This is a genomic window from Adlercreutzia sp. ZJ141 (genome assembly GCF_011038965.1).
In the GTDB taxonomy this organism is placed as follows: domain Bacteria; phylum Actinomycetota; class Coriobacteriia; order Coriobacteriales; family Eggerthellaceae; genus ZJ141.
Genome location: NZ_JAAKEB010000056.1, coordinates 1 through 888, shown reverse-complemented (window position 1 = coordinate 888; position 888 = coordinate 1). Strand labels below are relative to the sequence as shown.

The 888-nt window shown below is 49.8% G+C and carries 2 protein-coding genes; one reads left to right on the top strand and one right to left on the bottom strand.

Annotation, left to right across the window (positions count from 1 at the left end; translation table 11 throughout):
• Positions 1-182: 182 nt before the first annotated feature.
• Entirely contained in the window at positions 183-422 is a 240-nt protein-coding gene (locus G7Y44_RS10495; protein ID WP_165249681.1) for a transposase domain-containing protein, read from the bottom strand.
• 227 nt (positions 423-649) lie between these two features.
• Here G7Y44_RS10495 and G7Y44_RS10300 point away from each other — a divergent pair.
• Positions 650-888: hypothetical protein (locus G7Y44_RS10300; RefSeq protein WP_165249679.1), on the top strand; the 239-nt coding region annotated here is incomplete at its 3' end.

Genomic DNA, 888 nt, shown 5'->3' with positions numbered 1-888 from the left:
TATCACTTCTAGCCGATAGGTGTCACAATCATCATCGACATGATCGAGCGTGACATGAAGGAGGCTGGTGCTGCTGGTAAACCCATCACAACTGAATAGCGCGCGTCAAAGGGAAACGCATTATCGTCTGTGCGAAGGTCTGGAATTATCCGATAGGATTCCGACCGATAGCTTGGAAAGCTCTAAGAGTTTTCCAAGATCGTCTCGAGGGTTTTGACATCCACAATCGGCTCGTCGGGCATCTTTGCAGCATCTTTAGCCTTATCAGGGCTAAGCCTGCACTCGACAGGAATCTCATCTGACCAGGGAAGGTAGCGATCAATTCGACCTAGCTCATCAAGCTTATTGTCGTTGGGCATCTCGGAGAGTACCCACTCTAGGTAAGCACGCTGATTCAGGCCATTGAGCTTGGCGGTAACCACGATCGAATAGATGGCCGCAGAAGCTTTAGCGCCCCGAGGGGTATCTGAGAAAAGAAAGTTCTTTCTTCTATGTGCTTTAGCACATAGAAGAAACTATGCACTCGCAAAGGCTATGCGCTGAACTTCGAGAAGTATCCGACATGATCAGGCGTGTATCCCGGATCTTTGGAACATAGCGTAACGCTACGATTTCCCCGTCGATTGCAATCGCACGAAGGGAGATCATCATGGAAACAGCAATCGCCAAAGAGATTCGCTCATTTAGGGAAGCTATGACCGACCTTGGGCTTCATCCTAAGACGGTGGATGCGTATGCACGCAAACTTGCCGGATTTCTCGCCCTCAATCCGAACGTCATATATGCAGACGAGAGTGAATCAGAAAGCGCTATCAACGCCCACTTCGCATCTGCGCCCGTGACATACAATGACTACACGATGTATGCCGGGCTACGCAAATGGCATCG